The sequence below is a fragment of the Pseudomonas sp. YL2 genome (genome assembly GCF_023063025.1).
Lineage (GTDB): Bacteria > Pseudomonadota > Gammaproteobacteria > Pseudomonadales > Pseudomonadaceae > Aquipseudomonas > Aquipseudomonas putida_A.
Genome location: NZ_JAJSLU010000015.1, coordinates 45,764 through 66,902 on the forward strand (window position 1 = coordinate 45,764; position 21,139 = coordinate 66,902).

The following is a 21,139-nucleotide window of genomic DNA, read 5'->3' on the forward strand; positions in this document are numbered from 1 at the left end:
TCAGGCTTCCCTCTGGCCGTCGAGCAAGCGTCGTAGCTGCAGCGGATTTGCCTGTTTCAGCGGCGGCGGCAGCAGGCTGTCGGGGAAATCCTGATAACACACCGGCCGCAGGAAACGCAGGATCGCCGCCGTGCCGACCGAGGTGCTGCGCGAATCCGAGGTGGCCGGGAACGGCCCGCCATGCACCATCGCATCGCACACTTCGACCCCGGTCGGCCAGCCGTTGACCAGCAGGCGTCCGGCCTTGCGTTCCAGTGTCGGCAACAAGGCCCGGGCGTGATCCAGATCGGCGTCATCCAGGTGCAGGGTGGCGGTCAACTGGCCTTCGAGGTGTTCGCAGATCTGACGGATTTCATCGTCGTTGGTGCATCGCACGATCAGCGACGCCGAGCCGAATATTTCACCTTGCAGACGCACATCAGCGAGGAAGTCCTGCGCCTGAGTGACGAACAACTGCGCCTGACACTGGTTTGGACCTTCAGCCGCCAGACCGATGGCCACGTGTTGCGCCTGCGGATGTTCGGCCAACGCGGCGACTGCGCTTGAATAGGTGCGGAAGATCCCCGGCGTAAGCATGGTCTGCGCCGGGCTGCGCTGAACCCCTTCGGCGGCAGCGGCAATGAAACCGTCCAGCGTCGGCCCTTGGCGAGCGATGACCAGCCCGGGATTGGTGCAGAACTGCCCGGCGCCCTGAGTCAGCGAGGCGACAAAACCCTGCGCCAACGCCTCACCGCGTGCGGCAAGCGCTGCGGGAAACAGCAACACCGGATTGATCGAACTCATTTCCGCATACACCGGAATCGGTTCCGGCCGCGCTTGCGCCGCTCGGTTCAGGGCGAGGCCGCCACTGCGCGAGCCGGTGAAGCCCACAGCCTTGATGCGCCAATCGCTGACCAACGCAATGCCCACTTCATTGCCCGAACCGAACAGCAGAGAGAACACGCCCTCGGGCAAAGCGGATTTTTTCACCGCGCGAGCCAGCGCCTGGCCGACCAGTTCACTGGTGCCGGGATGCGCGCTGTGCGCCTTGACGATCACCGGGCAACCGGCGGCCAGTGCAGACGCGGTGTCGCCGCCCGCCACCGAGAACGCCAGCGGAAAGTTGCTGGCGCCGAACACCGCCACTGGCCCCAGCGCAATCTGCCGCTGGCGCAAATCAGAACGTGGCAGCGGCTGGCGCTGTGGTTGTGATTGATCGACGCGAACGTCCAGCCACTCGCCAGCACGCACGGTGCGGGCAAAGGTGCGCAGTTGCCCGCAAGTGCGTCCGCGTTCGCCCTGGATACGGGCGCGTGGCAGGCCGGTTTCGGCCACGGCACGGTCGATCAGCGCATCGCCAAGGGCTTCGATCTCATTGGCGATGCTTTCGAGAAATTCAGCGCGCGCCTCCAGGGAGGTCTCGCGATAACGATCAAACGCTTGCCACGCCAGTGCGCAGGCCTGTTCGACATGCTCAGCGCTGCCGCCGGCGTAAGCGGGTTCCAGCACGGTGTCAGTGGCGGGATTGATCGCGCGGATCGCTTCACGGCTGCCGGCGATGGCTTGGCCGCTAATCAACATGTGGCCTGTCAGAGTCATGACGCTTCCTTGATAAAAGAGGTGAAGCCCCGGCATCACACCGGGGCAGGGGTTGCGGTCAGGCGAGGTTCTGTTCGGCGGACCAGTTTTTGTACCACTGGCGGAACAGCGCGTACTGGGTCTCGGCGTAACGACGCTGGGCATCGCTCAAGGCGTCGGTTTCGTTGAAGTGCAGTGCGTATTCGCGGTCGCCGTTGAGCACCATCAGATGCTTGTAATACAGCACCAGGTCGCAGCCTTCGTCGAACGACGACAGCACCGCCAGCGCCGCTTCCAGTTCGCGCGCCAGACGTCGGGCCTTGGCATCGCCCTTGGCTGCTTGCTTGCTCAGTGCCACCAATTGCAGCACTTCGCGCGGCAGGGCATTGCCGATGCCGGTGATCGCGCCAGTGGCGTTGCAGTTGACGAAACCGTGCACCACTTGGGTATCGACACCGACCATCAGGGTCACGGCATCGTCCTGCGAGGTGATGTTTTCGGCGGCGTAGCGCAAGTCGGCGCCACCACCGAATTCCTTGAAGCCGATCAGGTTCGGGTGTTCACGGCGCAGTTCGAAGAACAGCTCGGCGCGGGTGGCGAAGCCGTAGTAGGGACTGTTGTAGATCACCGCCGGCAGGTTCGGCGCGGCGTTGAGGATCGCGGCGAAGTGGGCTTTTTGCGCGGTGGCCGAAGCACCACGGGACAAGACGCGCGGAATCACCATCAGGCCATGGGCGCCGACTTTCGCCGCATGCGCGGCATGGGACACCGCTTCACGGCTGTTGACCGCGCCAGTGCCGACGATGGTCGGTACCCCGGCGGCTACCAGACGCACCACGCCTTCCTGACGCTCGGCCTCGGTCAGCAGCGGCCAGTCGCCCATCGAACCGCAGTAAACCACCGCGCTCATGCCGATATCGATCAGCTCGCGACCCTTGGCCACCAGGGCGTCGAAGTCGGGTTTGCGCGCGGCGGTGCACGGGGTCATCAGCGCGGGAATGCAGCCAGTGAAGATGTTATCGCTCATTGTTGTAGCTCCTCGGGACATTCATTCGGATCGGTAGAAAAGCGGGGCACTCAGATGCCCCACGCGAAAGGGTCCTGCTCGTCGATCAGCAGGGTGGCGTCGGCGGTCATGTAGGCGCGGCCGGTAATGAACGGGCGCACGCGTTCGCCATGCCATTCGAAGCGCCCTTCGAACTGGCTGCCGGTGATGCTCGCTTGCGTCCAGACCTGGCCTTCGGCGAGTTTGCCGTCGGCGGCCAGGCAGGCCAGTTTGGCGCTGGTGCCGGTGCCGCAGGGCGAGCGGTCGTAGGCTTTTCCGGGGCACATGACGAAGTTGCGGCTGTCGGCGTGGGCGTCGTCGGCAAACAGTTCGACGTGGTCGATCAACGCGCCGTCCTCACCGTGGATGCCTTGGGCCTCCAGGGCCTTGAGCATCGCCCAGGTATACTCGGTGAGGGCTTCGACGTTGCTCATCTGCAGGTCCTGGCCGTGTTCGGAGACCAGGAAAAACCAGTTGCCGCCCCAGGCGACGTCGCCGAACACGCGACCGTAGCCGGGCACGTCCACGGGCACCTGTTTGCGGTAGCGCCAGGCCGGGACGTTGCCCAGGGTCACGGCGCCGTCCTCGTGAAGGGTGGCGCTGACCGGGCCGACCGGGGTGTCGATCTGGTGCACGCCCGGTTCGATCTGTCCCAGGTAATGCAGCGAGTTGACCAGGCCGATGGTGCCGTGGCCGCACATGCCGAGGTAGCCGGCGTTGTTGAAGAAAATCACCCCGCAGGTGGCATCCGGCGACACCGGCGCGCAGTACAGCGCACCGACCAGCACGTCGTTGCCACGTGGTTCGAGCAGGCAGGCGCGGCGCCATTGATCGTGGCCTTCGCGCAAGGCATCGCGCTTCTCGGCCATGCTGTTGCCGGGCAGCTCGGGGAAGCCCTTCATCACCAGGCGCGTGGGTTCGCCGCCGGTATGGGAATCGATGATGTGCAGTCGTTTCATGGTTCGTCCCTTGAGTGAAGGTCAGGCGTGAGCAGGGCGCTGGCCCGTTGCCGAATGGGTGGAGGATTCAGCGGCTTCGCTTTCGTCGTCCTCGGTTTCCAGACGAATCAGGCGTGCCGGTACGCCGGTGGCGGCGCCCCAGTAGTAGATGCCCAGCGCGCAGACCGCGACGATCACCGTGTCGAACGGATGACTGAGCACGCCGATGCCGCCGAAACTGCCGAGCTTGGAGAGGACGATGGTCACGGCGTAGAAGCCGATCAGCCACGCCGACGAGCGCACTTGCTGGCCGAGATTCAGGTGCGCGGTCGGCACCATGCGCCCGCACAGCAGGTAGATGACAAACATCAGGACTTGCAGGCCGAGCAACCACGACACGGTGCCCCAGCCCGACCAGTAGACAATCAGCGCGGCGATGATGAACGACAGCGGCCCAAGCACGCTCATGCCCTTGACCCGGAACGGACGCGGCATGTCCGGCGCGTTACGGCGCAGTGCGGCCACCGTCACCGGCGCCACCGCATAGCTCAATACCAGCGCGGCAGAGACAACGTTGATCAGCGCTTCCCACGACGGGAATGGCAGGGTCCAGAACACCGACAGGCCAAAGGTCAGCCACAGCGCCGGGCGCGGGATGCCGGATTTTTCGTCGATGCGGGTGAAAATCTTGAAGAACGTCCCGGTCTGCGCCCAGCCGTAGATCACCCGTGGCGTGGCGTTCATGTAGATATTGCCGCAGCCGCTGGGCGAGATCACCGCATCGGCCACCACCAGATACGCCAGCCAGCCGACACCCAGTGCCAGAGCGATGTCGCGGTACGGCAGGGCCAGTTCCTTGGCGACGCCGGCCCAGCCATTGGCGAGCATTTCGGTCGGGATGCCGCCGAGGAACGCGGTTTGCAGCAGCACGTAGATAGCGGTGGACAGCAGCACCGACAGTATCAGCGCGATCGGGATCGTGCGTTGCGGGTTCTTCACTTCACTGGCCACGGAAATGATCGGCGTCAGGCCCAGATAAGCAAAGATCACCCCACCCGCCGAGACCGCCATTTCAATGCCGGACAGACCGAACGGCGCAAAGCCGTGCACTTCGAAATTGGCCGGTTTGAAGAAGGTGAACAGCACGCCAATCACCAGCAGCGGCACGATGAACTTGAACACGCTGACCAGATTGTTGGCCATGGCGAAGGTCTTCACGCTGCGGTAATTGAGCAGGAAAAACAGGCACAACAACCCGAACTGCACGAACCACCCGAGCACGGTCGGGTCGCTGGAACCGGCCTTGGTCAATTCGGGAAACCACGCCGCCGCATATTGCCGCGAGGCGACTACTTCGATCGCCACCAGGCTGGAAAACGCGATCAGCGTGATGAAGCCCATCAGGTAGCCAAGCAGCGGGCCGTGGGAGTAAACCGGGTAACGCACCACACCGCCGGCACGGGGCAACGCAGCGCCCAATTCGCAGTAGACGATGCCCAGCAGCAACACGGCGAAACCACCGAGCAGCCAGGAAAAGATCCCCGCCGGGCCGGCGATGGCCGACACGTGACTGGCGGCGAACAACCAGCCCGAACCGAAGATCGCCCCCAGTCCGATGAACGTAAGGTCTATCAGTGAAAGTTGTTTCTTGAACTTGCCTTGGCCTGTCATAGCGTCGCCTTCTTGTTGGTTGTTGGAGGGGCGTGCAGTGGCGCTACAGTGAACTGATCAGGCGATGGGCGATTGATGTTTTTTGCCGGTGACGATGACGAAATCAGCACAGTGGCCAACGGCAAAGGCCCGGCTCGACAGGCTGTCAGCCATGGGGCAATCTGCGTGCAAGTGATAAAACCGAGTGGGGAGTGAGAGGTATGCCGCAGAACGCGTTTGCGATCCTGAGCCAGCACAACGAAGCGAGCCGACCGCAATGCCTCGACGATCTGCTCGCCGGTATGGCGCTGCTGTTGCCGATGCTCGACGTGATTCCCAACGCGGCGATCTTCATCAAGGATCTGCAGGCGCGCTACGTCATGGCCAACCAGACGCTGGTGCAGCGCTGCGGTTTGAAAGACCTGCGACCGTTACTGGGCAAGACCAGCGCCGAGGTGTTTCCCGCGCAATTGGGCCCGGGCTACACCGAGCAGGATCGGCGCGTGCTGGAAGAGGGGTTTGTGCTGGAGGATCAGCTGGAACTGCATCTGTACGGCAGCCGCGAACCGGGCTGGTGCCTGACCCACAAGCGTCCGCTGTACGACCGCGATAACCGGATCATCGGCCTGGCGGGAATTTCCGTCGACTTGCAGACCGCCAGCGAAACCCATCCGGCGTATCAGCGTCTGGCGGCAGTGGACGAGTACATTCGGGCGAACTTCAATCAGCGCGTCAGCCTGAGCGAACTGACGCGCATCGCCGGGATTTCCGTGGCGCAACTGGAGCGTTACTGCAAGCGCGTGTTCCACCTGACGCCGCGGCAGATGATCCAGAAAGTGCGTCTTGAGCACGCGCATCGGCTGTTGCACGGCGACTTGCCGATCACCGAAGTGGCGCTGCAGTGCGGTTATACCGACCACAGCGCGTTCACCCGGCAGTTCAAGGCTTCCACCGGATTCACCCCGCGCCAGTACCGGTTGGCGACGGCGCAGTGAGGCTTGCCCGTCAGGCCTTGACCCAGCGCTGCCGGCTCCACGCACTCAGCGAATCCACGCCCAGCACCAGAATCAGCATCGCCAGAATCACCGTACTCGCCTGCGCTTCCTGAAACAGGCTGAGGCTGACATACAGCATCTGCCCCAAACCACCGGCACCGACGAAGCCCAACACGCTGGCCATGCGAATGTTGTTTTCCCAGCGATACAGGCAATACGCGAGCAACTGCGGGGCGAGGTTGGGCAGGGTGCCGTAGCAGAACGCGAGCACCGGGTTGCCGCCCTGCAAGCGGATCGCTTCGGCAGGTTCTGGCGGGGTATTTTCCAGCGCTTCGGCGAACAACCGGCCAAGCACCCCGGTGGTGTGCAGGGCCAGCGCCAGGGTGCCGGCATTCGGGCCGAGGCCGGCGGCGAGCACCATCAACGCCGCCCACACCAATTCCGGAATCGCTCGCAGGCCGTTGAGCACCAGCCGCGAAGTGCTTTGCAGCGGCCAGCCAAAACGTCCGGCGGCAGGCAGCGCGAGGAGGATGCCGAACACCGCGGCGAGCAGGGTGCCGAGGGCCGACATGGCCAGGGTTTCCAGCGCGCCCTTGAGGATCGCCTGCAAATGCGTGGCGCTCAGGTCCGGGCTGAGAAAGCGCTGCGCGTAGGCACCCATCTGCTTGAGGCTGGTGGCGCTGCCGAGTTCACCGAGATCGAGTTCGAGGTAACCGAACGAGGCGATAACCGCGACGCCAATGCCGACGATCAGCAACAGATTGATCAGGCGATTCATGTCAGCCTCCAGCGCAGCAGGCGGCTGAGTTGGTCGGCGCCGAGCACCAGAATCAGGAAGGTCAGCAACATGCTCGCCACTTCACCGCTCGCAAACATGCGCAGCGACAGGTCGATCTGTTGGCCGAGGCCACCGGCGCCGACAAACCCCATCACCACCGACGCCCGAATCGCGCACTCCCAGCGATACACCGTGTACGACAGCAGCTCCGCCGCGACATTCGGCAGAATCCCGTAGGCGAACGCCGCGAGCCGTCCGCTGCCGGCCTGCATCAGGGCATGCGCCGGACGCTGGTCGGTGGACTCGAAAATCTCCGCGTAGACCTTGCCGAGCATGCCGCTGTAGGTGATGGCGATCGCCAGCACACCGGCCGCCGGGCCGAGGCCCACGGCACGCACGAACAGCAGCGCCCAGACGATTTCCGGCACGCTGCGCAAGAAGATCAGCAGCCCGCGCACCGGCCAGCGCAGCAAGCGTCCGAGCCTACTGGGAATGCCGCCGCGGGACGCCGCCGACAACGACAGCGCGCGGCTGGCAATCAGGCTCGCCGGTACCGCCAGCAGCAGCGCCAGAGCCATACCGGCGGTGGCGATGGCCAGGGTTTGCAGGGTCGCCTTGAGCAGCAACTGGAGAAAGTCGTGGTCATGCGCCGGTGGCCAGAACCCGGAGATGAAACGGCCCATTTCGGTCTGGCTGTCGCTGTGCAGCAGCACGCCAAGGTCCAGTTCGCTGAGCTGGATGCCCGGCCACAGCAGGGCAATCGCCAGCAGGGTCAGCAGTAATCGCGGCGCGGCAGCAGGGTCGCGTGAATCGGCCCTCAGCATCGCGGGATCTGCACAATCAGCGGCGCACTGGGCGTCGTCGGGCTTTGCAATTGCTCGTTGGCGTACAGCGTGTCGAGCATCTCGCGGCTGACCTGTTCGGCCGGGCTGTCAAACAGGATCTGGCCGTCGCGCAAACCGATGATGCGCGGAAAGTGCGCCAGCGCCAGTTCCACCGCGTGCAGGCTCGCTACCAGCGTGACGTTATGTGCCCGGGCATGCTGCGAGAGGATCGACAGGGTGTGCCCGGCGAGTACCGGGTCCATCGCCGACACCGGTTCGTCCGCCAGCAGAACCTCCGGCGCCTGATACAGCACCCGGGCAATGCCCACGCGCTGCAATTGGCCGCCGGACAATTGCTGGCAGTAAGCGAAGAGTTTGTCGCCCAGATCCAGGCGGGCGAGGGCCGCACGGGCGCCGGGAATATCCGTGGGATGCAGCAGATTCAGCAGGCTCTTGCCCAAACTCCATTGGCCGAGTTTACCGGCCAGCACCGCCGTTACCACGCGCTGGCGCGGCGGCAGCGGTGGGGCTTGATGCACCAGGCCGATGCGCGCACGCAGGCGTTGCCGTTGACGAGTGGAGAGGTGCCAGGGACGTTCGCCCAGCACCTCGATTTCGCCGCTGCTGGGGCGCAACGCGGTGGCCAGCAGATTCAACAGACTCGACTTGCCGGCCCCGGAAGGACCGATGATCGCCACCTGTTCGCCCGCGCCAATCTGCAGGTCGACGCCGCGTAGCGCATCGACCCCGTTGACGTGGTGCAGTTTGGCTTGTTTGAGGCTCAGGGTCATTTCAACAGATCGGCAGCGCGAGCAGCTTCCTCGATACCCTTGTAGTTTTCGGGCTTGGTGTCGATGAAGCGGCTGGCAGCCTGCAGATCAAGAATCTTCTTTTGCTCGGGGTTGGCCGGGTCGAGGTCAAGGAAAGCTTTCTTGATCTTCGCCGCCAGCGCCGGGTCGAGGGTGCCACGCACGGTCCAGTTGTAATCGAAGTAGGCCGGAGTGGTGGCGAACACGTGGACTTTGTTGGTATCGACCTTGCCGGCGTCCACCAGTTTCTGCCAGACGCTGGCGTTCAGCACTCCGGCATCGACCTTGCCGGCCTGGACCCAGGCGACGGTGGCGTCGTGGGCGCCGGAGTAGGCAACGCGGCTGAAATAGGCTTCAGGCTTGATGTTGTCGTTCTTCAGCATGAAGTAACGCGGCATCAGGCTGCCGGACGTCGACGATACCGAGCCGAAGGCAAAGGTCTTGCCTTTGAGGTCGGCCAGACTCTTCACGTTCGGGTCGGCGGTGATGAACTTGCTGGTGAACTGCGCATCCTGCTCGCGCTGCACCAGCGGGATCACCGGGGTGGTGGCGTCGGTCTTCAGGCGTGCCTGAACAAAGGTGAAACCACCCAGCCAGGCCATGTCGAGGCGGTCGGTCGCCAGCGCTTCAACCACCGCCGGATAGTCGGCCACGGGAACGAACTGCACCTTCATGCCCAACTGCTGCTCCAGGTACGCACCGAGCGGCTCGAACTTGCGCAGCAATTCGGTCGGGGCTTCATCGGGAATCGCGCTGACCCGCAACACATCGGCGGCATGCGCCACCAGAGCAGAAAAAGACAGGGCCAGACCAGCAGTCAGTGCCAGGGTTCGTTTGAGCATGGAAATCTCCGTTTCATGAGCGTCGCATTCTAAGCGCCACCGGGCGCGGTGTCGCGCGCGGGCGCTCAATCAGGTTAGACGAAACGGCGAGGTTATACGCAGGCGCGCTGTCAAAGGCCAGCAGTGGTGTCCGACGATGTTTTACCCCGGATTACGATCATGGGGTTTCCGGGAGTTTGGCAATCACCTTGATCTCGAACTGAAACCCGGCCAGCCAGGTCACGCCCACCGCAGTGATCGTCGGATACGGTGCGCTGCCCCAGAACTCCGGCACCACTTCCCAGATGGTTTCGAAGGTCGATTGCGGATCAATCATGAACACCGTGACGTCCACCGCATCGGAGAAGCTGCAACCGGCGGCATCGAGGATCGCATTGAGGTTGTTGAAGGCCAGGCGCACCTGGTCCTGCAGATCCGGTTCGGGCGAACCATCTTCACGGCTGCCGACTTGCCCCGAGACGAACAGAAAGCCGTTGGAACGAATCGCTGGCGAATAACGATGGCGCTCGTAAAGCGCATGGCGGGCTGGCGGGAAAACGACGTCGCGCTGGGTCATGGGTGTCTCCATCATTGTTGGGTGGTTGCTGATGGAGTGACTGTAGGGGCTTGCGCAGTGGCGATAAACGCGCAAGCTTGGCGTTCACTGTTTGCAGATTCCAAACAATCCGAGGGCGCAAAGTGGACCGTTTCGATGCAATGCAGGCGTTCGCCCGGGTGGTTGAGGCGGGCAGTTTCACCAAGGCTGCCGAGACCTTGCACATGAGCAAGACCACTGTCACTCAGCTCGTCCAGCAACTGGAAGCCCGGCTGCGGGTCAGGTTGCTCAACCGCACCACGCGCAAGGTCAACGTCACTGCCGATGGCGCAATCTATTACGAGCGAGTGATCAAGCTGTTGGCCGATATGGACGACGCCGAAACCAGTCTGTCCGGCGCGTCGGCATTGCCCAGAGGACGCTTGCGCGTAGATGTGCCGAGCCCGCTGGCGAGGCTGATTCTGATGCCGGCATTGCCTGAGTTTCATGCGCGTTATCCGGACATTCAGATCGACATGGGTGTCAGCGACCGCATCGTCGACATCATCGATGAGAACGTCGATTGCGTGGTGCGCGGCGGCGAATTGCTTGATCAGTCACTGATGGCGCGGCGGGTGGCCGATCTTCAACTCGGGGTCTTCGCCGCGCCGAGTTACCTGGCCCGCGCCGGCACGCCGCAGCATCCACGCGAGCTGGAAGACTCGCATCATCGGGTGGTCGGTTTTCTCTGGGCGCGCACCGGCAAACCGGTGCCTTACGCCTTGCACAATGGCAGCGAGCACCTGCAGATCAAGGGCCGCCACGTGCTCGCCGTCGATGACGGCAACGCCTACCTTGCGGCAGGTCTGGCCGGCATGGGCGTGCTGTGGTTACCCAGGTACATGTCGCACGCGCATCAGGCCCGGGGCGAGTTGGTGCCGCTGTTCGAGGACTGGCAACTTGAGCCGATGCCGCTCTACGTGGCGTACCCGCCGAACCGGCATGTGAGCCTGAAACTGCGGGTGTTCATTGACTGGATCGTGGAGCTGATGGCGCAACATGCGCCGCTCGTTGCTCGCCGGGTTGAGTGATCGATCGCAAGCATGATTGACTCTTTGGCCCATCGAGCCAACTATCGGCGCATAACAACATGACCGATGGGCCAGACCTTGATCGAACGACGTCAATTCAGCGGAGGCATGAAGGGTAAAAACCTCCGCTATCTGAATGAGCAATCCACCGAGACCCGCATCACCCGCACCGGTTTCCTGTTGCTGGAGCACTTTTCACTGCCGGCCTTCACTCAGGCGCTGGACACGATCATCACCGCCAACCTGTTGCGCGCCGGACTGTTCAGCTCGCGCACGTTCGGACTGGGCGAGGGTGAGGTGATCAGCGATCTGGGGCTGGTGATTCGCCCGGATGCGCGGATTGACGCCGCCAGCCTTGCGGATCTGGACTTGCTGGTGGTGTGCGGCGGCTACCGCACTGAGCTGAAGGCCAGCGAGGAGTTGAACAGCCTGCTGCGCTCGGCGGCGGAGCGCGGGGTCAGTCTGGCCGGTTTGTGGAACGGTGCGTGGTTTCTCGGCCGCGCCGGACTGCTCGATGGCTATCGTTGCGCGATCCACCCGGAGCATCGCCCCGCGCTGACCGAAATTGCCAAAGCCACCCAGGTCAGCAGCGAACCTTATGTGATCGATCGCGACCGGCTCACCGCGTCGAGCCCGTCCGGGGCTTTCCATATGGCGCTGGACTGGATCAAGAGCCTGCACGGCAAGGCGCTGGTCGAAGGCATCGAGGACATTCTGGCGTTCGAGGAGTCGCGGTATCGGCGGATCAAACCGGATGAAAACCTCTGCGTCAGTGCACCGTTGCGCGAGGTGGTCAAACTGATGGATGCCAACCTCGAAGAGCCGCTGGAGCTGGAGCAACTGGCGGTGTACGCCGGGCGCTCGCGGCGACAGCTGGAGCGTTTGTTCAAGGAGCAACTGGGCACCACGCCGCAGCGCTATTACCTGGAACTGCGCATCACCGAAGCCCGGCGCCTGTTGCAGCACACCGAGCTGTCGCAGATGGAAGTGCTGGTGGCCTGCGGCTTCGTTTCGCCGAGCCATTTCAGCAAGTGCTACAGCGCGTTTTTCGGTTATCGACCGTCCAGGGAAAAACGCCTGGTCAAATAGACCGAGGCGTTTTCTGCCTTCGACCTCAGAGGTGATCGGCGTCGATCACTGCCTGAGCAAACGCCTGTGGATCTTCCTGCGGCAGGTTGTGGCCGATGCCGCCGTTGATCAGGCGGAACTGGTACTTGCCGGTGAAACGCTTGGCGTAATCCTCGGGTGCCGGGTGCGGCGCGCCGTTGGCGTCACCTTCGAGGGTGATGGTCGGCACGCTGATCGACGGGGCGCTGGCGAGTTTCTGCTCCAGCGCCGCGTATTGCGGTTCGCCCTGCACCAGGCCCAGACGCCAGCGGTAGTTGAACACGGTGATCTCGACGTGATCGGGGTTTTCCAGCGCTTTGGCGCTGCGGTCGAACGTGGCGTCATCGAAGGCCCATTTCGGTGAGGCGAGCTGCCAGATCAGCTTGGCGAAGTCGTGGGTGTTTTTACGGTAACCGTCCCGGCCACGGTCGGTGGCGAAGTAGAACTGATACCACCACTGCAATTCGGCCTTGGGCGGCAACGGATTTTGCCCGGCAGCCTGATTGCCGATCAGGTAGCCGCTGACTGACACCAATGCCTTGACTCGCTCCGGCCACAGCGCCGAGACGATATCTGCCGAGCGCGCGCCCCAGTCGTAACCACCGAGCACCGCTTGCTTGATGTTCAGGGCATCCATGAAGTCGATCACGTCGCTGGCCAGCGCCGCAGGCTGGCCGTTGCGCAGTGTCTGATCGGAGAGGAAATGCGTGTCGCCATAACCCCGCGCATACGGCATCAGCACCCGATACCCCTTGGCGGCGAGCACCGGCGCGACCTCGTCATAGCTATGAATGTCGTACGGCCAGCCGTGCAGCAGAATCACCACCGGCCCCTGCGCCGGGCCGGTTTCGGCGTAGGCCACATCCAGCAGCCCGGCCTTCACATGCTTGAGCGGGCCGAACGGCGAGGGCGCGGAATAGCTGACGTTGTGGTCGCCGGTTGCCGGCTGCGCGGCGGCGGCCGTTGGCATTTGCGTCGCCGCCAGCGCGCCGAACAGCGTCACGGCGAGGATGTTCATACGGTTGAATGCTGCGTTTTTCATGCTGAAGTCTCCTTGGCAATCCTGTCGGGGGCAGGTGCGGGCTGAGCCCGGCAAACCTTGCAGGCATTTGAACGCCGGGACGTATCTGGTCCATGTCGAAAAAGCGCGATGATTCAAGTTCATGTATCGCCGGGGTGTCTGTACACACTGTGGTACACAGCCGGTGTGCTTTGTATGGCCGTGTATCCAGCTCTGCACGTGATACACGGCGAGACCAAACGCGGGTTTTTCGACACATGGCCGCTACACCCGGCAGTCACAGTGCAGGCCTTCACACCATGACTGTCGAGAGGGCAATTGCATGCAACGCACACTGATTCTGGCCACTGTGGCCGCACTGGTTTCATTCACCGGCCTGGCGCAGGCGGCAGACGCTCAAGCCATGAGCTGGCAGCAGGGCTTGAGCCGTACCGACCTGATTCGTCAGGACCTGGGCGATGCGGATCGCGAGGTGATACAGGCACGTATCGATTTCGAACCGGGTGTCACCGCGCCGCGGCATGCGCATCCGGGTGTCGAAGTGGCGCACGTGCTCAGCGGCACGCTGGAGTATCAACTGGAGGGGCGGCCGGCGGTCACGCTAAAGGCCGGGGACTCGCTGTTCATCCCGGCAGGCGTGGCCCATGTGGCGAAGAACGTCGGCCAGGACCAAGGCGTGGAACTGGCGACCTATGTGGTGAAAAAGGGCCAGCCGCTGCTGCAGCTGAAACCGTGATCGGGCTTATCTGGCGCGCAGCAACTTGCGGTAATCCACCGGCGAAATCCCGCGGGCCTGACGGAAGGAATGGCTGAAAGAACTGGCCTGCGAGTAACCCAGCATCAGGGCGATGTTCATGATGCTGGTCTCGGTGCGGCGCAGGTAATGGTCGGCCAGTTCCATGCGCATGGTTTCCAGCACCTGATTGAAGTTTTCCCCTTCGGCGGCCAATTTGCGCTGTAAGGTGCGCGGCGAAATCGCCAACTGCCGGGCCAGACTTTTCAGGCTGAAATCACCGGTCGGCAACTGTTCGGTGAGCAGTGCGCGCAAGCGGTCAGTCACGGAAAATGCCGGGTACGTCAGACACAGCTGCCAGTCGGCTTCCAGCAGCATGTTGCGATGCATGCGCGGGTCGGCGCCCTGGATTCGTGTAGAGAGTGTCGACTCGGCAAACACCAGCGCATTGCAACCGGCCTCGAACTGCACCGGACAGCCAAAGAAGTGTTCATACAGCGCCGGCTCACCCAGCGCCGGATGCATCATCCGCACTTCCAGCATTGGCTGATTGCTCGCGATCAACCAGCGGCCGAAGGCTGCCCAGCCAACCATCAGCGCTTCCTGATGCAGGGCGCAGTAAGGCTCCAGCTCACTGATGCGTTGATCTTCGAGCGTCACGCGGCCGTCGCCGATGACGATCCGGGTCTGGCTGGACGGACTGTCGTAAACGATCTTGCCGAATCGCAGAATCATGTTCAGCGACTCGCCGAGTGTCGCGCTGGTCATCAGCACATAACCCAGCACACCATAGGTGCCCGGGCGCACGGCGGCGCCGACCAACAGGCCGAAATGCGGCAGGTTGCTGCTGAGCGCCGCCAGTTCCAGCAAGGCACGCAGTTGGCGCATGGGAATGCGCACGATCGAGTCGGACAACTGCTCGCGTGAGAGTCCGGTCTGCTGCAACAGCCAATCGCCATCGCAGCCGTATTGTTCGGCGACATCAAGGACGTGGTTCACGAAGGCAGCGCTGGAAGTGGCGGGTCGCATGGGGGGAGGGGAAGTCCGGTAATCCGGTGATCTTGCTTTTCCGAAAGGTGAAGAAAGCGACGTCGCCAAGGCGCGCGGCGTCAATAGACCCTACATGCGCCCGATCACCGGAATACCGGTGCCAGTGACGGCCGACGCTTGTTCCGAGATCAGAAACAGAATGACCGCCGCCAGTTGAGCGGGCGTCACCCAGCGCTGGTGCTCGGCGTCGGGCATGGCTTCACGGTTTTGCGGGGTGTCGAGCACGCTCGGTAGCACGGCATTGACCGTGATGCTCATGTCCTTGAGTTCTTCGGCGAGGCTTTCGGTCAGGCGCAAAACGCTGGATTTCGACGCGGCGTAAGCGCCCATGCCCAGCCCGGCCTTCGCCGCCATGCTCGATCCGATATTGACGATGCGTCCCGCCGAGGATTGCAGCAGCAATGGCAGCAAGGCTTTGCTGGCGTTCAATGCGGTTCGAAGGTTCAGCGAGTAGAGCCGATCCCAGGCCTCTATCGCACTGCCCAGCAACGGCTCCCACGCATAGCCGCCGGCGCCGTTGACCAGGGCGTCGAGGCGTCCGAAATAGCGGTTAATCTGGTGGGCGACTGCCTGGCAATCGGCAAGGGAGGTCAGATCGATGCCGGACAGGACCAGTCGATTGTGGGAACTGGGCATCGCCATCGTCGCCTGATCGATCAGCACCAGATCCGCGCCCTGGGCTGCGGCCATGTCCGCCAGGGTCTCGCCGAGATTCCCCAGGGCGCCGGTAATCGCCACAACGCGCCGTGAGAGTGACTGAGTCATCAAGAGTCCTTTCCTTTTTAAGGGCGCATACTCTAATGATATCGGTGGCCCGTGGCATGCTTTTGGATGTCAACTTGTTGTGCAAAAGTGCCAAAATTTTATGCTTGGCTACACATCACGAAAGGGTCGTGAAACAGGCGTCAGAAAGTTGGCTTCTGACGGTGGGCGCCAAGCGGATTCTGAAAGCCTGGCGATGGTTTGGTCTGGCATTCTTGTCGCTGTTTCGCCAAGCGCAAGTCCTTCCTGAAGTCTTTAGCACGCTTTTTTTCCGGACGACGCCGTGCAATTCAGAAGTACGTTTTTTGCGTCACATAATCTGTTGCTGCAGCGAGTCAGCGCTGCTTGTATCCTTGCGCGCGACAAGGACACGCGGCCGCAGTCATCGAGTCGGTCGACCCGCCGCAGGAACGGAAACCGGACTTTCCCAAAGGTAGTAATGTGAAGCGTGATACCCGCCTGGTTGTGCTTTTGTTGTTGGTGATTGGTTGTTCCCTCGCCTCACTGACGGTGTGGAAAGTACTGGCCTCTCGAGAGCGCGCGCTGGAGGAAGTCAACATTCATGGCTTGAACCTGACCCAGGCGCTGGCGACTTATTCCGAAGGGATCGTTCGCCAGAGTTCGTTGCTGCTGCTCGGGATCGTCGAACGTCTGGAAACCGAAGGCAGTGGCCCCGCGCAGATCCAGCGTCTGAGCGCACTAGTCAATCGTCAGGAACCGCTGATGCCGCAGCTCAGCGGCATCACCATCTACGACAACCAGGGCCGTTGGCTGATGTCTTCCAACCGACCGATCCCGGCCGGGGCCAACAGCAGTGATCGTGTTTATTTCATCCATCATCGTGACGACCCGAGCCGCGAGACCTTTATCGGTCCGCCGATCCAGAGTCGCTCCAATCAGGAGTGGGTGATCACCGTCAGCCGCCGTTTCAATGATGCGCACGGCGAGTTTGCCGGGGTGGTGGCGGTGACCCTGGGTATCGAAAACTTCCTGCGCCTGTTCGGCAAGATCGACGTCGGGCAGGACGGGGCCATCGGCTTGTCCTACACCGACGGTACGTTGCTGGTGCGCTATCCCTTCCGCGAGCAGGACATGGGCCGCAATTTTTCCAAGTCGCCCATCTATGCGAAGTATCTGGTCGATCGATCCGTCGGTACCGCGTCGTTTACCTCCAGCCTCGATGGCGTCGAGCGGCTCTACGCTTTCCGCAAGAGTGACCGGCTGCCGCTGATCACCACCGTCGCCCTCGGCAAGCGTGAAGCCCTTGCTGCGTGGCGCATGGAAGCCTGGCTGTCGGCAGTGGTGGTCACGGGGCTGCTGGGGCTTACCGGGCTCATCGGCTGGTTTCTGATTCTCGATATCCGCAGGCGTACCAGGGCCGAAGACCAATTGCGCGGGACGCAGCAGCAGTTGCTTTCCTCCAATCGGCAGTTGGAGTTGCTGGCGATGAAGGACGCCCTGACCGGTCTGGCCAACCGGCGCTGCTTCGATGAGAGCCTCGCCATGGAAGCCCGGCGCGCGCAACGTGACGGCACGACCTTGGCGTTGCTGATGATCGATATCGATTACTTCAAGCTGTTCAACGATTCATTTGGGCATGTCGCCGGCGATGCCTGCCTGCAGAAGGTCGGCACAATCCTCGAAGGTTGTGTACGGCGCCCGTCGGATCTGGTGGCGCGTTACGGCGGCGAAGAAATGAGCGTGATCATGCCGGCCACCAACAGCGACGGTGCTGCAGTGGTCGCGCAGTTGATCCTCGAACGCTTAGAGCAAGCGAACATCGCACACCCGTCCAGCCCATTCGGCCGGCTGAGTGTGAGTATCGGCATCGCTACGGCCTCGGGGGCGCAACTGCAATCCTTGCAAGGGTTGATCGAGGTCGCCGATCAGGCGCTGTATAACGCCAAGACGCTGGGGCGTAACCGGTTTGTGAAGTGATTGGTGGGCATTAATCCGATAGATCGCCGTCGGGCTGACTTTCACGCCGGGCGGCGAACCCGCTGGGTGTCTCTTGATGGCGCACACCCGAACTGGCGACTGTATTCCCGGCTGAATTGCGACGGGCTTTCGTAGCCCACTCGATAGCAGGCACTCGCCACATCCAGCCCTTCGCCGAGCAATAAGCGGCGGGCTTCCTGCAGGCGAAGCTGTTTCTGGTATTGCAGTGGACTCATGGCCGTCACGGCCTTGAATTGATGATGCAATGTGGAGCTGCCGAGACTGGCGACCCGCGCGAGTTCTTCGATGCGCAAGGGTTGGGTGTAGTGGTTGTTCAGCCAATCGATTGCCCGCGTTACCCGGCGTGTTTGCGAGTCACCGAGGGCAAGCTCATACAGACGACGACCGTGCACACCTCGCAGGAGCCGGTAATACAGCTCGCGAAGGGCGAGGGGCGCGAGCATGCCGATGTCTTTCGGTGTTTCCAGCAGCCGGACCAGCCGAAGCATGGTTTCCAGCAGAGGCACATCGACCTTTTCAATGAACAGGCCAAGCTCCGGCTCGTCCGGGACGCCCGTCGGGGGCGCATCGGCGATGACCTGCGCGATTTCCGTGGCTTCGAAATCAATGCGGATACACAGGTAGGGCGCTTCCGGGCTGGCCATCAGCACGCGCCCGGACACGGGAAGTGTCACTGAGACCACCAGGTAACTGAGCGGGTCGTACAGGTAATGATCGTCACCCAGGCCGACTTCTTTTTGTCCTTGCACGATCAAGCAAAGTGCCGGCTTGTGCACGGTGTGGATCAGCTCCGAAGGCGCGTCAAAACGGATTACATGCAAGGGCGCTATGGCTGTCTCATAGACCCCGGATGCGCTAAACCGTTGCGTCAGCAAGCGAACCAGTTCGTCACGGTAGATGGCCGTGTTTTGCAGGATGAAAGCATCGCACTGTTGCATTTCAGGCTCTCACAAGTGTCCATGAGCGTCTGCCCGGAACTGTCCAGGCAGACGATATTCACCCGACATCATTAAAGTGCTCATTGCCGATAGAGGATCATGCCGGCGTGATACAGCACGTCGTCATGAAAATGCCCGTCAGCGGTGAAGCCGGTGTCGTCCCAGTACTGGATATAGTCACCGGTTATTTCGTAGCGACCTTCATAAGCACTGTTATTTTTACCACGCGCCTCGTCATAACGCCCAGTGGTCAGAAGCTCGTGACGGATGAATCCATCGGCGGTGACCCACATCCCGGCGTAACGATGGTCAGGCGTGATTTGTCTGGCATTTTTCATCAGCTTTTCTCCTCAGTCCTCATTCAATCCGAGCGGCCTGCCGTGGCCTGTGTCTGCATCCGTTGCGTGCTTTCAGATTACGTAGCCGAGCGCAGAGGTGTCAGAACAAAACTGCCGCAGATTTGCCTGATCCTCTCGGGCTTGCGGGCGGATCTTTCCTGTAATGGCTCAACCGGCCGTGACGGTCATGCCGCCGTCGGCCATAACCACCGAACCGACCATGAAGCTGGCACGATCCGAGGCGATGAACGCGACCACTTCGGCGATTTCTTCCGGTTGTGCCGCACGGCCGATCGGCGCGGCCTCGCCGTGTTGGGCGAGAAATGCCGGGCCATCGTCGACTACATTGTTGAGGATGTTGGTCACCACATCTCCGACGCCTACGGCATTGACGCGGATGCCGTGGCCAATGACTTCAAGCGCCAGGGTGCGCGTCAGTTGCGCGAGCGCGCCTTTGGAAGCGGTGTAGGCGGCGATGGTGGGGAAGGCGAAGTAGGAGGCGTAGGACGCGATGTTGACGATCGAACCGGATTTATTCGGCATCATCGCCTTGACCGCTTCCCGGCTATGCAGAAATGCAGCCGTGGCATTGACCGCCTGAATGCGCTCCCAGTCTTCGCGAGTCATGTCGATGACCAGTTTGTTGATGATGATGCCGGCGTTATTGACCAGGATGTCCAGTCGACCAAATTGCTCGACGGCCAATGCGACCGCGCGTTCGGCGGCCCCGTCCCGAGTGATGTCGGCTACCAGTGGTACCAGCCCGGGGCGAGCCAGCGCCTCTACCTCAGGGCTGATATCTTCGGCGATGACCTTGGCGCCGCGGGCATGCAGCAGTAGTGCGATGGCCTTGCCGATGCCACTGGCCGCGCCAGTGATCAGAGCCACTTTACCGGCCACTTCGTTTGGTGTGCTGTGCTTGATATCGGTCATGATGTTCTCCAGCGTTTTGATCGAGTAGGGATTGGCCGGGTCGGCGCCCGCAAGGCGCTGTCATCGGCGACGGGCCTACTGTCTCGCAGCGGGGCGAGGTCGGCTTTCGGGAGATTGCCCCGGCTGTCGGGGTTTTGCGCTGAATCTCAGCAAAAGGACATGTTCATGACCAATACCGGGCGAACGGCGTTGCAACAGCGGTCTACTTCCCCCAAGGAGTTGCGTATCACAGGGCAGTCGATGGGAGACTACCTGCCGGGCGAGCCGCAGGCGTTGCCAGCGTGTCCGGAAATCAAGGACATCGTGATCCGGTTTTTTACCCATGGCAGCGTGATTGAACCCATTCTCGTACCTGCGGTGGTGGAACCGCTGCTCGTCCTGGTTCTGGCGGGGTCGGCGAGGGTGGAGGAGCGCGTGCCGGGCGGCGAGTGGGAAGCGGCGGAGGTCAGCGCTGGCGATTTTTTCCTCACCAGTTCCGACGAGCCTTATGAGATGCGCTGGCAGACTCAAGGGGCCGACACCTTTGAAGTGATGCACCTTTATCTGGGGCTGCCGCTGATCGAGCACGCGTCGCGTGAGTTGTTGGGGGATTACGGGGGAGCTGTGCGTTTGCGTGATATTTCCGGGGCACGCGACGCGCGCGTCGCGTTTGTCATGGAGCAGTTGCGCACCGAACTGGTTCTGGAGCGCTCGCCCAGCGCTCTGTTTGCCCGCTCGCTGGCACAGGCGCTGGCCGTACATCTGGTGCGCAGCTATCGCGCCGAGGCCCGAGGCGGACGTCGGAGCAACGCTTTGCAAGCCTACAAGCTGCGCAAAGTCACTGACGCCATGAGTGCGGATCTGGGCGCTGAATTCAGTCTGGCAAAGCTGGCCAGACTGGCCGAGCTGAGCGAGTACCACTTCAGCCGTCTGTTCAAGCGTGCGACGGGTTTTTCGCCTTCGCAGTACTTCATCCGCTTGCGCATGATTCGCGCGCGGCAGCTGTTGCTCGAGACCGGGCGCAGTGTCATCGACGTCGGCCTGGAGGTCGGCTATTCAAGCCCCAGTCACTTCTCTCAGGTATTTCGTCGCGAGGTGGGCGTAACGCCCAGCGAGTTCCGTGGGGCTTGAGCATCGCTGCTTTATCTGTTTTGCAGATTGATGCACACCGACACGAATAGGCAAAAGTTGCGCAGGTTTCGGCACGCGCCGAGCAGGCATGTGCCCTTAATCTTTTCGACGTACCCCGCAGCAGCGCCCGCAACTTCAGCGGTCG

At 62.3% G+C, this 21,139-nt stretch carries 21 protein-coding genes; 6 read left to right on the forward strand and 15 right to left on the reverse strand.

Annotated elements, in window-relative coordinates; translation table 11 throughout:
- Genes LVD08_RS20280 through LVD08_RS20295 form a run of 4 tightly spaced genes read right to left on the reverse strand, consistent with a single transcriptional unit; the run spans position 1 to position 5,211 of the window.
- Complete coding sequence (locus tag LVD08_RS20280) at positions 1 to 1,578, reverse strand: aldehyde dehydrogenase (NADP(+)) (protein ID WP_247269054.1); 1,578 nt, start codon at positions 1,576 to 1,578, stop codon at positions 1 to 3.
- Positions 1,579 to 1,636: 58 nt separating this feature from the next.
- Positions 1,637 to 2,584, reverse strand: a complete 948-nt coding sequence (locus LVD08_RS20285; protein WP_247269055.1) for a dihydrodipicolinate synthase family protein — start codon at positions 2,582 to 2,584, stop codon at positions 1,637 to 1,639.
- Between the two features lie 50 nt (positions 2,585 to 2,634).
- Positions 2,635 to 3,561, reverse strand: coding sequence for a 4-hydroxyproline epimerase (locus LVD08_RS20290; protein ID WP_247269056.1), 927 nt, complete (start codon positions 3,559 to 3,561; stop codon positions 2,635 to 2,637).
- A gap of 21 nt (positions 3,562 to 3,582) precedes the next feature.
- Positions 3,583 to 5,211: an APC family permease gene (locus LVD08_RS20295; RefSeq protein ID WP_247269057.1), complete on the reverse strand. Its 1,629-nt coding sequence runs from the start codon at positions 5,209 to 5,211 to the stop codon at positions 3,583 to 3,585.
- 200 nt (positions 5,212 to 5,411) lie between these two features.
- Between LVD08_RS20295 and LVD08_RS20300 the strand changes: the two genes are divergently transcribed.
- Entirely contained in the window at positions 5,412 to 6,185 is a 774-nt protein-coding gene (locus LVD08_RS20300; RefSeq protein WP_247269058.1) for an AraC family transcriptional regulator, read from the forward strand.
- A gap of 10 nt (positions 6,186 to 6,195) precedes the next feature.
- On the opposite strand, the gene phnE is transcribed toward LVD08_RS20300, so the two are convergent.
- The 5 genes from phnE to LVD08_RS20325 form a co-directional block, all read right to left on the reverse strand.
- Entirely contained in the window at positions 6,196 to 6,963 is a 768-nt protein-coding gene (gene phnE, locus LVD08_RS20305; protein WP_247269059.1) for a phosphonate ABC transporter, permease protein PhnE, read from the reverse strand.
- Complete coding sequence (locus LVD08_RS20310; RefSeq protein WP_247269060.1) at positions 6,960 to 7,787, reverse strand: PhnE/PtxC family ABC transporter permease; 828 nt, start codon at positions 7,785 to 7,787, stop codon at positions 6,960 to 6,962. Before LVD08_RS20310 ends, phnE begins: the two co-directional genes overlap by 4 nt.
- A complete protein-coding gene (locus LVD08_RS20315; protein WP_247269061.1) occupies positions 7,781 to 8,578 on the reverse strand; it encodes a phosphonate ABC transporter ATP-binding protein in 798 nt (265 codons plus the stop codon). The genes LVD08_RS20310 and LVD08_RS20315 overlap by 7 nt, the downstream gene beginning before the upstream one ends.
- A complete protein-coding gene (locus LVD08_RS20320; protein ID WP_003224397.1) occupies positions 8,575 to 9,438 on the reverse strand; it encodes a putative selenate ABC transporter substrate-binding protein in 864 nt (287 codons plus the stop codon). The genes LVD08_RS20315 and LVD08_RS20320 overlap by 4 nt, the downstream gene beginning before the upstream one ends.
- Positions 9,439 to 9,595: 157 nt before the next feature.
- On the reverse strand, positions 9,596 to 9,994 hold the full coding sequence (locus LVD08_RS20325; RefSeq protein WP_247269062.1) for a RidA family protein: 399 nt from the start codon (positions 9,992 to 9,994) through the stop codon (positions 9,596 to 9,598).
- Positions 9,995 to 10,116: 122 nt separating this feature from the next.
- Here LVD08_RS20325 and LVD08_RS20330 point away from each other — a divergent pair, with 122 nt between their 5' ends.
- Positions 10,117 to 11,043, forward strand: a complete 927-nt coding sequence (locus tag LVD08_RS20330; RefSeq protein WP_247269063.1) for a LysR substrate-binding domain-containing protein — start codon at positions 10,117 to 10,119, stop codon at positions 11,041 to 11,043.
- A gap of 66 nt (positions 11,044 to 11,109) precedes the next feature.
- Positions 11,110 to 12,132, forward strand: a complete 1,023-nt coding sequence (locus LVD08_RS20335) for a GlxA family transcriptional regulator (RefSeq protein WP_247269064.1) — start codon at positions 11,110 to 11,112, stop codon at positions 12,130 to 12,132.
- 25 nt (positions 12,133 to 12,157) lie between these two features.
- Here LVD08_RS20335 and LVD08_RS20340 read toward each other — a convergent pair whose 3' ends face one another.
- Positions 12,158 to 13,192 (reverse strand): alpha/beta fold hydrolase, encoded by a 1,035-nt coding sequence (locus LVD08_RS20340; RefSeq protein WP_247269065.1) that lies wholly within the window; start codon positions 13,190 to 13,192, stop codon positions 12,158 to 12,160.
- A 301-nt stretch (positions 13,193 to 13,493) separates the two neighbouring features.
- Between LVD08_RS20340 and LVD08_RS20345 the strand changes: the two genes are divergently transcribed.
- Positions 13,494 to 13,907, forward strand: a complete 414-nt coding sequence (locus tag LVD08_RS20345; RefSeq protein WP_150367870.1) for a cupin domain-containing protein — start codon at positions 13,494 to 13,496, stop codon at positions 13,905 to 13,907.
- A gap of 6 nt (positions 13,908 to 13,913) precedes the next feature.
- Here LVD08_RS20345 and LVD08_RS20350 read toward each other — a convergent pair whose 3' ends face one another.
- Together LVD08_RS20350 and LVD08_RS20355 are read right to left on the reverse strand one after the other, a co-directional pair.
- Entirely contained in the window at positions 13,914 to 14,903 is a 990-nt protein-coding gene (locus LVD08_RS20350; RefSeq protein ID WP_247269066.1) for an AraC family transcriptional regulator, read from the reverse strand.
- A 120-nt stretch (positions 14,904 to 15,023) separates the two neighbouring features.
- Positions 15,024 to 15,719: an SDR family NAD(P)-dependent oxidoreductase gene (locus LVD08_RS20355; protein ID WP_027613831.1), complete on the reverse strand. Its 696-nt coding sequence runs from the start codon at positions 15,717 to 15,719 to the stop codon at positions 15,024 to 15,026.
- A 438-nt stretch (positions 15,720 to 16,157) separates the two neighbouring features.
- Here LVD08_RS20355 and LVD08_RS20360 point away from each other — a divergent pair, with 438 nt between their 5' ends.
- Entirely contained in the window at positions 16,158 to 17,654 is a 1,497-nt protein-coding gene (locus LVD08_RS20360) for a sensor domain-containing diguanylate cyclase (RefSeq protein WP_247269067.1), read from the forward strand.
- A gap of 41 nt (positions 17,655 to 17,695) precedes the next feature.
- On the opposite strand, the gene LVD08_RS20365 is transcribed toward LVD08_RS20360, so the two are convergent.
- From LVD08_RS20365 to LVD08_RS20375, 3 genes are all read right to left on the reverse strand, one after another.
- Positions 17,696 to 18,613 carry an AraC family transcriptional regulator gene (locus tag LVD08_RS20365; protein WP_247269068.1) on the reverse strand — a complete coding sequence of 306 codons (918 nt, stop codon included), beginning with the start codon at positions 18,611 to 18,613 and terminating at the stop codon, positions 17,696 to 17,698.
- 80 nt (positions 18,614 to 18,693) lie between these two features.
- A complete protein-coding gene (locus tag LVD08_RS20370) occupies positions 18,694 to 18,951 on the reverse strand; it encodes an Atu4866 domain-containing protein (RefSeq protein ID WP_027613834.1) in 258 nt (85 codons plus the stop codon).
- A 168-nt stretch (positions 18,952 to 19,119) separates the two neighbouring features.
- Positions 19,120 to 19,884, reverse strand: a complete 765-nt coding sequence (locus LVD08_RS20375) for an SDR family NAD(P)-dependent oxidoreductase (RefSeq protein ID WP_096796852.1) — start codon at positions 19,882 to 19,884, stop codon at positions 19,120 to 19,122.
- Positions 19,885 to 20,049: 165 nt separating this feature from the next.
- Here LVD08_RS20375 and LVD08_RS20380 point away from each other — a divergent pair, with 165 nt between their 5' ends.
- Positions 20,050 to 20,994 carry a helix-turn-helix domain-containing protein gene (locus LVD08_RS20380; RefSeq protein ID WP_247269069.1) on the forward strand — a complete coding sequence of 315 codons (945 nt, stop codon included), beginning with the start codon at positions 20,050 to 20,052 and terminating at the stop codon, positions 20,992 to 20,994.
- Positions 20,995 to 21,139: the final 145 nt, after the last annotated feature.

Excerpts from the sequence above, each read along its gene's own strand:
- LVD08_RS20290 (WP_247269056.1), bottom strand. The coding sequence starts at position 3,561 with ATGAAACGACTGCACATCATCGATTCCCATACCGGCGGCGAACCCACG.
- phnE (WP_247269059.1), bottom strand. The coding sequence starts at position 6,963 with ATGAATCGCCTGATCAATCTGTTGCTGATCGTCGGCATTGGCGTCGCG.
- LVD08_RS20355 (WP_027613831.1), bottom strand. The coding sequence starts at position 15,719 with ATGACTCAGTCACTCTCACGGCGCGTTGTGGCGATTACCGGCGCCCTG.
- LVD08_RS20340 (WP_247269065.1), bottom strand. The coding sequence starts at position 13,192 with ATGAAAAACGCAGCATTCAACCGTATGAACATCCTCGCCGTGACGCTG.
- LVD08_RS20315 (WP_247269061.1), bottom strand. The coding sequence starts at position 8,578 with ATGACCCTGAGCCTCAAACAAGCCAAACTGCACCACGTCAACGGGGTC.
- LVD08_RS20370 (WP_027613834.1), bottom strand. The coding sequence starts at position 18,951 with ATGAAAAATGCCAGACAAATCACGCCTGACCATCGTTACGCCGGGATG.
- LVD08_RS20375 (WP_096796852.1), bottom strand. The coding sequence starts at position 19,884 with ATGACCGATATCAAGCACAGCACACCAAACGAAGTGGCCGGTAAAGTG.
- LVD08_RS20295 (WP_247269057.1), bottom strand. The coding sequence starts at position 5,211 with ATGACAGGCCAAGGCAAGTTCAAGAAACAACTTTCACTGATAGACCTT.
- LVD08_RS20280 (WP_247269054.1), bottom strand. The coding sequence starts at position 1,578 with ATGACTCTGACAGGCCACATGTTGATTAGCGGCCAAGCCATCGCCGGC.
- LVD08_RS20345 (WP_150367870.1), top strand. The coding sequence starts at position 13,494 with ATGCAACGCACACTGATTCTGGCCACTGTGGCCGCACTGGTTTCATTC.
- LVD08_RS20325 (WP_247269062.1), bottom strand. The coding sequence starts at position 9,994 with ATGACCCAGCGCGACGTCGTTTTCCCGCCAGCCCGCCATGCGCTTTAC.
- LVD08_RS20300 (WP_247269058.1), top strand. The coding sequence starts at position 5,412 with ATGCCGCAGAACGCGTTTGCGATCCTGAGCCAGCACAACGAAGCGAGC.
- LVD08_RS20365 (WP_247269068.1), bottom strand. The coding sequence starts at position 18,613 with ATGCAACAGTGCGATGCTTTCATCCTGCAAAACACGGCCATCTACCGT.
- LVD08_RS20380 (WP_247269069.1), top strand. The coding sequence starts at position 20,050 with ATGACCAATACCGGGCGAACGGCGTTGCAACAGCGGTCTACTTCCCCC.
- LVD08_RS20335 (WP_247269064.1), top strand. The coding sequence starts at position 11,110 with ATGGGCCAGACCTTGATCGAACGACGTCAATTCAGCGGAGGCATGAAG.
- LVD08_RS20285 (WP_247269055.1), bottom strand. The coding sequence starts at position 2,584 with ATGAGCGATAACATCTTCACTGGCTGCATTCCCGCGCTGATGACCCCG.
- LVD08_RS20310 (WP_247269060.1), bottom strand. The coding sequence starts at position 7,787 with ATGCTGAGGGCCGATTCACGCGACCCTGCTGCCGCGCCGCGATTACTG.
- LVD08_RS20320 (WP_003224397.1), bottom strand. The coding sequence starts at position 9,438 with ATGCTCAAACGAACCCTGGCACTGACTGCTGGTCTGGCCCTGTCTTTT.